Genomic DNA, 12,690 nt, shown 5'->3' on the forward strand with positions numbered 1-12,690 from the left:
GATTTTATTGAAGATGATTAGTCATAATTTAACCATCGCCGTTCTCGGGCTTGGCGAAGCAGGTTCCCATTTTGCGAATGATTTGGTCAATATGGGAGTCAACGTGGTAGGCTACGACCCTAACCCTGTTCGTCCTCTTTCACCTTTAGTTACCATTAAAACAAGCAATGCCGAGGCCGTTCAAAGAGCCGATGTCATTTTTAGTGCCAACTTATCGTCGGTTTCGGAAGAAATAGCGCATGAGATAGCCGCGGTGCTTTCTCCTCAGCAGTTTTTTTGCGAAATGAACACTTCTGGCCCCGAAAAGAAGAAAAAAATTGCGGCGATTCTGGCACCTTCTGGCGTAAAAATGATTGATCTTGCCATCATGGCTCCCGTTCCTCCCAAAGGAATTTTAACGTCTTTTTTGGCATCAGGGCCTCATGCTACTGAATTGCTCGAAACTCTCTCCCCCTTACAATTAACCCTTCAACACATCCCCGACAGCCAAATCGGGGACGCAGCGACCCGTAAACTATTACGCTCGATTGTCTATAAAGGCATCGCGGCCGTCGTATGCGAAGCCATGGAAGCAGGACAAGCTTTGGGGATGGAGAGCTACATTCGGGGACAAATAAGCTCGTTAATAGGTGGCGACAACGACCTCATCGACCGCTTTGTTGAAGGAAGTCGTACGCACGCCGTTCGTCGAATGCACGAAATGGAAGCCGTGCTGGAAATGCTGGCAGCCCCCCAGCCCTCAGCTGGGGAGTCATTGGCTCCTGTTATGACTACTGCCACGCGCGACAATTTAAAACGATTGGCAAATCTAAAGAATCAGCAAAAAACAGCCCTCAAGGGTGGCTTGAGGACTGTTCCATTCATGCAAATTCGAGGGGGTAGTTCTAAAGGTTTGTTTTTTAAAGCCGAAGACCTCCCCACTGACGAGCAAGAAAGAAACAAGCTATTACTTTTAGCGATGGAAGGAACAACCGAAGGTGACCCTCGCCAAATCGACGGTTTGGGCGGGGCCACTTCTCTGACCAGCAAGGTAGCGATTGTGAGTAAATCAACTCAAACTGACGAAGAAAGCAGCTCAGCCGATTTAGACTACCTTTTTGTACAAGTTGTCGTCGGGAAAGGAAAAGTTTCAACTACTCAAACCTGTGGCAATATTTTAGCAGGAGTACTCCCTTTTGCCATTGAATCAGGGTTATTACCAGCAACTTCCCCTACTACTACCGCCAAAATTAACATCGTCAATACGGGAGGAATATGCGAAGTGACCGTCCCTACTCCCAACGGATGCGTCGATTACCACGGCACGACCAAAGTAGATGGTGTTCCTGGAACTGCTTCACGCATTGTTTGCAATTACTTAGATACAGTAGGTTCCACCTGCGGGGCACTCCTTCCAACGGGTACCCCCAAAGATACCATCGATGGTATTGAAGTAACTTGTATCGACAATGGAATGCCCATTGTCGTCATAAAGGCGAAAGATGTTGGCGTGGTGGGTAACGAGAGCAAAGAAGTTTTAGAGGCCAACGAATCCCTCAAAAAACGCATCGAAGGAATTCGACTCAAGGCAGGATTTTTGATGAATTTGGGGGATGTAAGCCAACAAACCATTCCAAAAATGTGCTTGATATCTCCTCCCGAAAACGGAGGAGCCATCAATACACGAATGTTTATTCCTCATGTCGTTCATGAAGCCATTGGCGTACTTGCCGCCGTTTCGGTCGCTACAGCCTGCGTGATACCTGGCACAGTGATAAATGATGATGGAGAGATAAGAGATGAGAGAGAAGAGAGAAGTGACTCATCACTCCACTCTCATCTCTCATCTCTCAGTATAGAACACCCTTCGGGGGAATTTACGGTAAGCTTAGAGTACGGTTTTGTCAATAGACAATTGAACGTCTACAAATCGGGGGTAATTCGTACGGCACGTTTACTCAGTAAAGGTGAAGTGTTTGTGCCATCCTAAAGGTTACCCCTCACTATACTTTGCCAATACCTTAGCTTGCTGCTGAAGTGCCTCTATAAATTCAGCTTTCAAACGGCCAATCAACTCCGCTGTTGGCAAATTATCTTTGATGGTTGTCACGCCCTGCCCTGCCGACCAAATCGTTTTCCACGCTTTGGCTTCGGCCTTGGCGGCGTCGAGTTCTTCGCCAAAATCTATTTTTTTCGATTTCCCCCAAAGTTCTTCGGTAATGCCCATGGCTTCGAGGCTTGGCCGTAAAAAATTAGCATTGACGCCTGATACCGCCGCCGTGTAAACAATGTCGCTGGCACCGCTGTCGATAATCATCTGGCGGTAAGCTTCATCGGCCATGCTTTCGGTGGTATTGATAAAACGAGTGCCCATGTAGGCTAAATCTGCTCCCATTTGCAAAGCCGACGCAATGTCGCGCCCCGTACTGATACAACCTGAAAGTAGAATAGTTTTGTCAAAAAAGCTACGAATTTCGGCGACCAACGACATCGGATTAATCGTTCCCGCGTGGCCACCCGCTCCTGCTGCTACCAAAATCAACCCATCCACTCCCGCTTCGGCCGCTTTCTCGGCGTGACGTTTTTTGATGACATCATGAAACACCAGCCCACCGTAACTGTGTACGGCATCGACCAACATCGACACTGCGCCCAACGACGTGATAATCAACGGCACTTTGTGTTTGATACACACCATCAAATCGGCCTGAACCCGTGGATTGGAATGGTGCACAATGAGATTTACGCCAAAAGGAGCGGCCTTTTTTCCCGTTTCTTGCTCAAAACGAGCCAATTCTTCTTTGATTTGAACCACCCATTCTTCAAAACCTTCGGTGGTACGTTGGTTGAGGGCAGGGAAAGTACCCACAATACCATTCTTACAGCATTCGATAACTAGCTGGGGGCCAGAAATAAGAAACATGGGTGCTGCCACTGCTGGTAGCGAGAGCGCATCAATAAAAGGTGCTTTTGACATTGGTTTTTGGAATGTATGAAGTTTAGGAAAATAATACTGACGCTAATCTCGTCAATTATTTTAATTCAACTCCACATCTTGCCATTTTCCTTCCAACAAAACCCGCTGATGAGTATAACCCGCTGCCCGCGCCGCCTCAAATGCCAACGGAAACGAAGCCGTAATTTCTTCGGGTCGATGGCTGTCGGAGTTGATACAAATGGGAATTTGTAGCTGATTCATACGCGCAATAATCCACGGAGAAGGATACAACTCCAGCCCACGTTTGTAATTGCCTCGGGTGTTGATTTCGACAATACAGCCCACTTTTTTAATCGCTTGAAGCGTTTCTTCCACCAAAGCCACGTACCATTCTTCCGATTCGTCGAACAGCGGACGGGCTTCGTTGTGCATTTTGATTTTGTCCAAGTGTCCCACAACGGGCGGGGCATCGGTTTCGACCATTTGCCGAATGATGCCGTAGTATTTTTCTAAAGCAACCTGAATATTCCCGTCGTAAAGGGTATCCAAACAAGCCAAAAACTCCACCGAACTACCGTCGATTTCCCACGGTTGTCCAAATTGGTTTAACTCCACATAATGCACCGAACCAACGCAATAATCAAGCATCGGAAAGTCTTTAGGCCCTATCCCTGCTGAGGAAAAAGGTGCTGTTATTTCACCCCTCCCTAACTGGGAAGGGGCAGAGGGTGGGGTTTCGGGCAGAAAATCTACTTCTAAGCCAATGTACAGTTCAATTTGACCTTTGTACTTTTCTTTAAGTGCGGCGGTTTCGCGTAGGTAGTCGTCGAGGCGTTCGGCTTTCATGCTCCATTGGTTTTCAAACGGAACAGGGCAATGCGACGAAAATCCAAAGGCGCGAAGCCCTTGAGCTATCGCGCCTTGTACTTGTTGTTCTAAAGAGCCTTTGCCATCACAATAATGGCTGTGGCTGTGGTAATTGGTGATTATCACTTCAGTAGTTTTAAGCTTCACGATTTTACGGCAGTTTTTCTTTGAGCATTGCTTTACGAACAATGCTCAAATCCGCTTTTTTTAAAAACGTATTCGCCGCCTTCAGCTTTTCTTCTACTACTTGCTCATTACTTTTTCGCACTGTAGTTTCTTTTGAAATGTTCGTTTTCATCGTTTTATAATAAAAAAGAAATCGTATGGGCGATTAGCGATAAAAGGCTCTATTTCATCATCAATACTACCAAAGATACGAAATTGCTCCAAGACTGTTTCAATTTCTCTATTGATAACGATTCTATAAAGGCGTTGTCGTTTCTCATCGCTTCCTTGAAATAAAACAATTACCTGAGGATTTTTATTCAAAAAATCAACGATTATGCGAACGACTGTAGCTAAAACTACACGCATATCTTTATTTTTTGTCTCTGTAATATCGCTAACATCTCCGTTAGGAAGCACATCAAGTAAAGCCAAGTTATACACTTGTTCGGTATCTGTCAATGTAAATAGTACTCTCTTTAGCACCTCTTTTTCCCGACTTATACTTACAAAATCATAGCGATATTGTATCTGAGGCTGACCAAATGGATAATAAGACTCGTTCATCTGGTTCTTACTTTTGTGGCAACGTCTCCAATGCCTTCTCCAAACGAGCGATGACTTCGTCTTTGCCTAAAATCTCCATTGCAAGCATCAAATCGGGGCCGTGGCCTGCGCCAGTAGCGGCCAAGCGAAGTGCCTGCATCACTTTTCCCATTTTCACTCCTACTCGTTCTGCCGCAGCAGCCCATATTGCTTTGGCCGACTCCGCTAAAAAGTCGCCTTCATAGACTTTCAAGTCTTCTACATAGGCCGTAATCGCCTTGATCGCATCGGCATTCCATTTACTAGCCACCACGGTCTCTTCGTACTCCGCAGGCATTTCAACTAAGAACGACGCCTCACTCAAAATTTCTTGCGGGAACGTCACGCGGTCTTTCATCAAATGGACAACTTTCAATAGGTCAATCGGTTTACCGTTGCCAGCTTGGGGTTGAGAGGTTGAGCCATCAACTGTCAGCTGTAAACTCGCAGCCAACGCTTCGTCGCTCAATTGCTTGATATACTGCTGATTAAACCACTTAGCTTTGGTAATATCAAAACGCGCTCCTGCTTTGTGAATACGCTCCAACGAAAAGGCTTGAATCAATTCGTCCATGGTAAACATTTCTTGCTCAGTGCCTGGGTTCCAGCCCAAAAACGCCAAAAAGTTCACCACCGCATCTTTCAAATACCCGTCTTCACGGAAACCACGTGCCACCGTGCCCGTGCTAGGATCGGTCCACTGCAATGGGAAAATCGGGAAGCCACCCAAATCGGCGTCACGTTTTGAAAGTTTACCGTTTCCTTCGGGTTTGAGCAACAGCGGCAAGTGCGCAAACTGCGGAGCAGTCCAACCGAAATATTGGTACAACAACACGTGCAACGGCGCCGACGGCAACCATTCTTCTCCGCGAATCACGTGCGTAATTCCCATCAAATGATCGTCCACAATGTTGGCAAGGTGGTAGGTCGGCATTCCGTCCGATTTTAACAATACTTTATCATCAAGCGTCGATGCGTGAACTACCACCCACTCACGAATGATGTCTTTGAAACGAATGTCTTGCTTCGGGTCAATTTTGATACGCACCACGTACGGGTCTCCGTTGGCTATCCGACTAGCCACTTCTTCGGCCGACAACGTAAGGGAATTGGTCATTTGTAAACGCGTAATGGCGTTGTACTGAGCGGCATCGGCCCCTGCTTCTTCCAAACGCTTGCGCATGGCCTCAATTTCTTCGGCCGTATCAAACGCATAGTACGCTTTCCCCGAGTTAATCAACTGTTCGGCGTATTGGCGGTACATTTCTTTTCGCTCCGATTGGCGGTAAGGCGCGTGTGGCCCACCGACGCCTTGTCCTTCGTCAATTTCAATTCCTACCCATTTCAACGCCTCCAAAATATATGCTTCCGCTCCAGGCACGTACCGATTTTGGTCGGTATCTTCGATACGAAGGAGCATTTTTCCGCCATTTTTACGGGCAAACAAATAATTATACAATGCCGTACGAACCCCTCCGATGTGAAGCGGCCCCGTAGGACTAGGTGCAAAGCGAACTCTTACTGACATGTTAGTCGTTAATGGTTATCCGTTAATCGTTGCTGTTCTGACAATGTATCTATTACAAGTAACAGCTAACTCTTTTGAGGCCGCAAAGTTACCACAAAAACCCCATTTCTTGCGGGCACCTCTTGACAACTTCGTAAAGAAGTTGTTATTTTCAGTATCGAACTACTTCTAACCGCTACCATGAATCGAGCCATTTGCTTTTTGTTTCTTTTGGGTTTGTTGGTTAGCTTCCAAACGGGGTCGGTCAACTACTATGCGTTGTCGTCCGATGATTTTCTGAAACTCCCCGAAGCCAATCAGGTTATTAATGCCAAGCATCCCAACTACGCTTTGCTCGATGCAGCTATTTTTCATAACACCAACATCGCCCGTCGTACGCATGGTCTCCCCCCGCTTCAACACGCCGCAGGGTTGCAGCAAGCAGCGCAGCAATTTGCCTCCGATATGATTCAGATGGGGTTTTATAGTCATGTCCACCTCTACAGTCCGTCTTTTGCGAAACTCACGCAGCGTGTTGAAACCTTCACCCGAGAGTACAGCCGAATGGCCGAAAACATTGGCCAGTACCAATTAATTGATAGTCCGCCCGAGTATTGTTGTCGCCGAAAACGCGACGGGAGTTTTGAGTATTTTAACTGTGACAATAAGCATTTGCTAAAAGTATTTAATTACCTCGATTTTGCCCAGTACGCCGTCGATGAGTGGATGAATTCACCTTCGCACCGTCACAATGTACTTGATTCTACTTATACCCATTTGGGATGCGCCGCTCGACTTTCTAAAAATCCTTACCAAGAATGTCGCGCTCCTTTTGGGAGATTTGTGCAAAATTTTGGAAAAGTAAAAACGAATTAGGCCGCCTTCTCCCAGTAAAACCGCACAAAAACCACCATTTTTTCGGTTATTTGCAGCCTCAATGACCCTCATACGCCATGGCGCTGCTCGACACCCTCGTTTATGAATTTCAAAAAGAAGATTTTTTGATTTCAACAGACAAATCAAAGCTTGATACTTCGGTGATTCTTCCTTTTTTGTCCACCCAATCGTACTGGGCCGAAAATATTCCACTCGACATCATCGAGCGCTCCATTCAGAACTCATTTACTTTTGGGGTATATCACCACCAAACCCAAATCGGTTTTGCTCGCGTCATTACGGATTTTGCTACATATGGGTATTTGGGCGATGTATTCATTTTGGCAGACTATCGCGGCCAAGGGCTTTCTAAGTGGCTGATGGATTGCATTTTTAATCAAATCCCTGAACTACAAGGCTTCCGACGCTGGACGTTGGCAACCGCCGATGCCCACGGTTTGTACGAGCAATACGGCTTTAAGAGCCTCGCCCGCCCTGAGCGCATGATGGAAAAAGTTAACTTTACGAAATATTAATTCAAAAGAGCAAATATGCTTACCAAACGCATCATTCCCTGCCTCGACGTCAAAGATGGACGTACCGTGAAGGGAGTCAATTTTGTTAATCTTCGCGACGCAGGTGACGCCGTTGAATTGGCCGCCGTTTACGCCGAACAAGGCGCCGACGAATTGGTATTTCTTGACATTACGGCCACGGTCGAAGGCCGCGGCACCCTTCTTGAATTGGTGCGTCGCGTGGCTCATACCATCAATATTCCTTTTACAGTAGGCGGCGGGATTTCGTCCAAAGCCGACGTATCGGCCCTTCTCAACGCAGGCGCCGACAAAGTATCTATCAACTCAGCAGCCGTACGAAACCCTGACCTAATCAACGAATTGGCGTTAGAATTTGGGAGTCAGTGTATTGTGGTGGCGATTGATACAAGGAACCTCACCCCAACCCTCTCCTTTCAGGAGAAGGAGTCAGATTCCTCCTTCTCTTGGAAGGAGAAGGGGCAAGGGGATGAGGTTCACATCGTCCACACCCACGGCGGCCGCAAACCTACTGAACTCCACACCCTCGACTGGGCCAAAGAAGTGGAAGAGCGCGGTGCGGGCGAAATTTTGCTTACGTCGATGGATGCCGATGGCACCAAAAATGGCTTTTCGTTAGAGCTAACGGCGGCTATTTCCAAAAACGCCAACATCCCTGTTATTGCTTCGGGGGGAGCGGGGTCGATGGCGCACTTTTACGATGTTTTTACGGAAGGATATGCCGACGCAGGACTCGCAGCCAGCATTTTTCACTTCAAAGAAATCGAAATTCCTGCCTTAAAACAGTACCTCCACGAGCGTGGCGTACCGATGCGGATGTCTCGCTAAGATTAGTGTTTGTCCAGAAATTCTTTGAAGCTTTTGCGGTACGTGTCACTGATGGGAATCCAGTTTTTACCAATCTGGATTTTCTCTTTGTCAATCGCCTCGATGGCGTCAAAAGAGACAATATACGAGTGGTGCACCCGAATAAACTGATGCGCACTGAGCTGTACTTCGAGCGACTTGAGGGTTTGGAGCGTCACGATTTTCTTTTCTTTGGTATAAATCGCGACGTAATCTTTGAGCCCCTCGATGTACAGCACATCGCACAGGCGAATTTTTACCAGCTTTGTCCCGTCTTTGACAAAAATTGAGGGTAAAATAGGCGTTTCAACAGCTGCTGGCAAAGTATCGGGCAGCGTCGCGGGCATTGGTGAAACCGAAGTACCTAGCCGTTGCGTCACTTTTTCGACCGCCTTCAAAAAACGCTCTAGCGTAATTGGCTTCAAAAGATAATCGACCACATCCAGCTCGTAGCCTTCAAGTGCGTATTCCGAATAAGCCGTTGTCAGAATGACGAGTGGTTTTTTTGGCAAAATTTTCAGCAACGAAATCCCCGTAATTTCAGGCATTTGAATGTCCGAAAACAAGACATCCACCGTATTTGTCCGCAAAAAATCAAACGCCGCCAGCGGATTTGAAAATGACTTTACAAGCTTCAAATGGGGCAATTTTAGGATGTATTGTTCCAGGAGGTTTCGGGCCAAAGGCTCATCTTCTACCACCACGCAGGTAAGGGTCATACTAAGTTCAGTTTTAGGCGTACACAGTACTCATCGGTAGTGTCTTCGACCTCTAATTCAAAGTTATCGGGATAACTTAATTCCAACCGCCGTTTTACATTTTGTAGCCCTATGCCCGACGATTCGTCGGAGTGAGTCGCATTGATGGGCAATTTGCTATTGGCCACTGTATAGACACACGCCATGCCTTCTATCACCAAATCGGCTTTGATCCAAGACCCCGAAAAATTGTTACTCACGCCGTGTTTGAAGGCATTTTCCAAAAAACTAATTAGAATTAAAGGCGCAATCAGCACGCCATCAATGTTGCCTTTGACCTCAAAAAGAATTGGAATCGGCTCGTTGAGGCGTAATTTTTCGAGACTAATGTAGTTTTCCATGTACTCAATCTCCTTGACCAACGGCACTTTGGGGTGGTTGGAATCATAAATCATGTACCGCATCATTTGCGACAATTTCGCAATTACTTCGGTCGTATTGGGAGAATTGGTAAAGGCTAAATAGTAGAGGTTGTTGAGGGTATTAAACAAAAAATGTGGGTTTATCTGTGCCTTCAAAAACCGAAGCTCCGACGTAAGTTTCTCATTTTCAATTTCTTTCTTTTTTGCTTCGAGTTCAAGCCAGCCTTCCGCAAATTTGAGCATTCCGACAAAAATCACAATAAAGAGCGTCGTCAACACCACGTTTACCGTAAACTTATCTTCGTAGAAATAGCAGATTTTGTGGGTATTACCGTCGATTAAATGGCGTTTTAACAAAATAAAAGCCCGCACCAGCACCGCAAACGGTACCGAAAACTCCAATATGTATCGGAGTAGGCTTTTGTGCTTGAGATAACGGGATAAGAAAAAAAAGTAATTGAGATACACCACCAACATCATAAACAACACCTCAAAGGACGTATTCTTGAAAGCATCCCAAAAGGTCACTTCTTGCCCCCGAATCGGGAAACGGATTTGATAAAAGAAAAACGAAAAGTAAACGCACCAAAATGAAAGGTGTAGCAGTAAGATTCGGTAGCGTTTAATGAACGGTTGCATCAGAGCAGGGTAAAGTGCGTAACACTTATCATCTAATTGAAAGAAGGAACACAGATTGCGTGTGAATTGAAAAGTAAAATTACGGCAAAAAGTCCGAAAAAATAAGCGGCTATTTTTAGTTACCCTTTTCGCTGTGCTAAGTTTTCTACTTTCTTTCTTTTTCAATCGACCATTTATCCCAAATTTTCTACATCTCCGACTTACCGCCCCGCTAACCGAACAGCCGATAATTTTCGGATAACCGTCGAAATCTACCCTTTGATGTCAATTCTTTGTTCTTGTTTTGCCCCGAACCAAAAATTCGTTTGACTCACAAATCAATTTCAATCACAATGAAAAGAATCACTTTAGTAGCCTCAGCCTTGTTGGTATCGTTTGCCACTTTTGCTCAAACCACGTGGAAAGTTGACAAAGCTCACGCAAAGTTAGGGTTTACGGTCACCCACCTTTTGATGTCAGAAGTAGATGGGAACTTCAAAACGTTTGACGCCACTATCACTTCATCTAAGGAAGATTTTAGCGATGCGTCTTTTGAATTGACGGCCGATTTAGCCACTGCTAATACAGATAATGAAGGCCGCGATGCGCACTTAAAAAGAGCGGATATGTTTGATGTTGCAAACCACCCAACATTGACTTTCAAAAGTACATCTATCTCAAAAGTAGCGGACAAAAAATACAAATTGAACGGAAATCTTACCATCAAAGGCGTAACAAAACCTGTATCGCTTGACCTTACATTGACAGGGGTTGGCAAAGATGGCCGTACTCAAAAACCCAAAGTAGGTTTTAAAGCAGTAGGCACTATCAAGCGCACCGATTTTGGCGTAGGCGGTATGCCATCGGCAGTTGTTAGTGAAGAAGTTGAGCTAAGAGCCTTGGGCGAATTTAACCAACAATAACCCATTTTCACTTACCAAAGTCTTGACTCAAAGCGTCGGATGGCCTATCTATCCGACGCTTTTTTGTTTTTTCTCTAACAGTCGGGTTGTGAGCAACCCTCTGCACGAGTTTTCAAAAAAACTCCCCTAGTGCGCCTTTGTTCTGGACTCGAATCCCTTTTTCGGTCATTTCTACGGTACAGCAATCGTGCAGTGGATCGTGGTCAAAAAATAAAATATACTTTTCATCCAAGGCTTCTTTTAGCAGTAGTTCCTTCTCTTTCATTGTTTCGAGCGGGCGCACGTCGTAGCCCATCACGTACGGCAGCGGAATGTGCGCGTGCGACGGAATAGTATCGGCCATAAACACCACCGTTTGGCCTTTGTAGGCAATTTTCAACATCGTCATCTTTTCGGTATGCCCATCTACATAGACAGGCTGCACGTTGGAGCCAAACGGGTTTTCAATTTTATCCGAAAAAAACAATTGTCCTGCTTCCTGAATCGGCAAAATGTTTTCCTTAAAAAACGTCGCTTTCTCGCGGGCGTTTGGCTGGGTAGCCGTTTGCCAATGGTCCGAATGCGTCCAATACTTAGCCTTGGAAAAAGTAAGTTCATAACCCGTTCGGTCGCGATTCCATTTCACGCCGCCCCCGCAGTGGTCGAAGTGCAAATGCGAGAAAATCACGTCCGTCACTTCGTCTGCGCCAAAACCTGCCTTTTCGATAGATTTCACCAGTTCTCCTTCCCCGTGGCGATAGTAAAAGGCTTGCCATTTGGGGTCTTGTTTGTCGCCCATTCCTGTATCAATGAGCATGAGTCGGTTGCCGTCTTCGACCAGTAAGCAGCGCATGTCCCAACTACAAAGGTTATTTTCGTCGGCAGGAACCAACCGATTCCAAATGGTTTTGGGTACAACGCCAAACATAGCCCCGCCGTCGAGTTTAAAATGTCCTGCGTCAATCACGTGTAAATTCATGTGTGCAAAAAAAGGATAAGAGTGATGGATGAGTTTGTGAAGGTGTAATTGGCTCAAAACAACTAAATTCTCCCAAAACTCGTTATATTTACCGTATAAAAATTACTTTCCGATGACAGCGGTACTTGTAAATGACTTTGCGACTGGACAAACTGAGGCTTTTACCTTGGAGTTAGAAGACGACATGGACGATGTGGCGTTCTATCGGTTTTGCCGCCGCAACGACCACCTTCGCTTTGAACGTAATCCAGACGGAACCATCTTAATCATGCCAAACACTGGAGGAAAAACAGGCATTAGAAACACAAAGATTGTTTCTCGCTTAGATATGTGGTCTGAATCCCACGATGGAAAAGTATTTGATTCATCAACAGCATTTAAGCTTCCCAACTTCGCCACTCGCTCGCCTGACGCCGCTTGGGTAAGCGACGAACGTTGGAATCAATTGAGTGACGAGGAGCAAGAACGTTTTCCGCCCATTGCGCCCGACTTCGTCGTTGAGCTCATGTCGGCCAGTGATCATCTCAAAAAAGCCCAAGAAAAAATGCTCGAATACATCGAAAATGGCGTTCGACTCGGTTGGTTGATTCAACCCAGCTCCGAAACCGTTTTTATTTATCGAGCCGACGGCACCATTAGCAAAGTAAGTACTTTTGACCATACGCTCTCAGGTGAAGACGTACTACCCAATTTTGAATTTCCCTTACGGCTTTTGCGTTAAGATTTGATACATTGCTCATTTGCATTTTGCCTA

At 45.9% G+C, this 12,690-nt stretch carries 14 protein-coding genes; 6 read left to right on the plus strand and 8 right to left on the minus strand.

Features of this window, described 5'->3' with window-relative positions:
• The first annotated feature begins 13 nt into the window (after nucleotides 1–13).
• Nucleotides 14–1,969, plus strand: coding sequence for a 4-oxalomesaconate tautomerase (locus AC23N5_RS06210; RefSeq protein WP_487754890.1), 1,956 nt, complete (start codon nucleotides 14–16; stop codon nucleotides 1,967–1,969).
• A gap of 3 nt (nucleotides 1,970–1,972) precedes the next feature.
• Here the strand turns inward: AC23N5_RS06210 and AC23N5_RS06215 are convergent, their stop codons facing one another.
• From AC23N5_RS06215 to gltX, 5 genes are read right to left on the minus strand one after another with little or no spacing between them, the layout of a single operon-like run.
• Nucleotides 1,973–2,956, minus strand: coding sequence for an NAD(P)H-dependent flavin oxidoreductase (locus AC23N5_RS06215; protein ID WP_487754891.1), 984 nt, complete (start codon nucleotides 2,954–2,956; stop codon nucleotides 1,973–1,975).
• 60 nt (nucleotides 2,957–3,016) lie between these two features.
• Nucleotides 3,017–3,931, minus strand: coding sequence for a histidinol-phosphatase (locus AC23N5_RS06220; protein WP_487754892.1), 915 nt, complete (start codon nucleotides 3,929–3,931; stop codon nucleotides 3,017–3,019).
• A 4-nt stretch (nucleotides 3,932–3,935) separates the two neighbouring features.
• The gene (locus tag AC23N5_RS06225) at nucleotides 3,936–4,082 is read right to left on the minus strand and encodes a hypothetical protein (protein ID WP_487754893.1); all 147 of its coding nucleotides are present in this window, start codon (nucleotides 4,080–4,082) and stop codon (nucleotides 3,936–3,938) included.
• On the minus strand, nucleotides 4,079–4,516 hold the full coding sequence (locus AC23N5_RS06230) for a DUF6934 family protein (RefSeq protein ID WP_487754894.1): 438 nt from the start codon (nucleotides 4,514–4,516) through the stop codon (nucleotides 4,079–4,081). The genes AC23N5_RS06225 and AC23N5_RS06230 overlap by 4 nt, the downstream gene beginning before the upstream one ends.
• 7 nt (nucleotides 4,517–4,523) lie before the next feature.
• Entirely contained in the window at nucleotides 4,524–6,062 is a 1,539-nt protein-coding gene (gene gltX / locus AC23N5_RS06235; RefSeq protein WP_487754895.1) for a glutamate--tRNA ligase, read from the minus strand.
• A 180-nt stretch (nucleotides 6,063–6,242) separates the two neighbouring features.
• Here gltX and AC23N5_RS06240 point away from each other — a divergent pair, with 180 nt between their 5' ends.
• The 3 genes from AC23N5_RS06240 to hisF all read left to right on the plus strand — a co-directional run bounded on the left by AC23N5_RS06240 (nucleotide 6,243) and on the right by hisF (nucleotide 8,299).
• On the plus strand, nucleotides 6,243–6,917 hold the full coding sequence (locus AC23N5_RS06240) for a CAP domain-containing protein (RefSeq protein WP_487754896.1): 675 nt from the start codon (nucleotides 6,243–6,245) through the stop codon (nucleotides 6,915–6,917).
• A gap of 77 nt (nucleotides 6,918–6,994) precedes the next feature.
• On the plus strand, nucleotides 6,995–7,453 hold the full coding sequence (locus tag AC23N5_RS06245; protein ID WP_183974174.1) for a GNAT family N-acetyltransferase: 459 nt from the start codon (nucleotides 6,995–6,997) through the stop codon (nucleotides 7,451–7,453).
• A 15-nt stretch (nucleotides 7,454–7,468) separates the two neighbouring features.
• The gene (hisF, locus tag AC23N5_RS06250; protein WP_487754897.1) at nucleotides 7,469–8,299 is read left to right on the plus strand and encodes an imidazole glycerol phosphate synthase subunit HisF; all 831 of its coding nucleotides are present in this window, start codon (nucleotides 7,469–7,471) and stop codon (nucleotides 8,297–8,299) included.
• Nucleotides 8,300–8,301: 2 nt separating this feature from the next.
• On the opposite strand, the gene AC23N5_RS06255 is transcribed toward hisF, so the two are convergent.
• Together AC23N5_RS06255 and AC23N5_RS06260 are read right to left on the minus strand one after the other, a co-directional pair.
• Nucleotides 8,302–9,036 (minus strand): LytR/AlgR family response regulator transcription factor, encoded by a 735-nt coding sequence (locus tag AC23N5_RS06255; RefSeq protein ID WP_487754898.1) that lies wholly within the window; start codon nucleotides 9,034–9,036, stop codon nucleotides 8,302–8,304.
• Complete coding sequence (locus AC23N5_RS06260; protein ID WP_122933574.1) at nucleotides 9,033–10,076, minus strand: sensor histidine kinase; 1,044 nt, start codon at nucleotides 10,074–10,076, stop codon at nucleotides 9,033–9,035. Before AC23N5_RS06260 ends, AC23N5_RS06255 begins: the two co-directional genes overlap by 4 nt.
• A gap of 332 nt (nucleotides 10,077–10,408) precedes the next feature.
• On the opposite strand from AC23N5_RS06260, the gene AC23N5_RS06265 reads away from it, so the two are divergent.
• Nucleotides 10,409–10,978, plus strand: coding sequence for a YceI family protein (locus AC23N5_RS06265; protein WP_122933573.1), 570 nt, complete (start codon nucleotides 10,409–10,411; stop codon nucleotides 10,976–10,978).
• 112 nt (nucleotides 10,979–11,090) lie between these two features.
• Here the strand turns inward: AC23N5_RS06265 and AC23N5_RS06270 are convergent, their stop codons facing one another.
• On the minus strand, nucleotides 11,091–11,936 hold the full coding sequence (locus tag AC23N5_RS06270; RefSeq protein WP_487754899.1) for an MBL fold metallo-hydrolase: 846 nt from the start codon (nucleotides 11,934–11,936) through the stop codon (nucleotides 11,091–11,093).
• A gap of 112 nt (nucleotides 11,937–12,048) precedes the next feature.
• Here AC23N5_RS06270 and AC23N5_RS06275 point away from each other — a divergent pair, with 112 nt between their 5' ends.
• Nucleotides 12,049–12,657: a Uma2 family endonuclease gene (locus tag AC23N5_RS06275; RefSeq protein WP_487754900.1), complete on the plus strand. Its 609-nt coding sequence runs from the start codon at nucleotides 12,049–12,051 to the stop codon at nucleotides 12,655–12,657.
• Nucleotides 12,658–12,690 lie beyond the last annotated feature (33 nt).

This window comes from Runella sp. R5_40, from assembly GCF_057652295.1.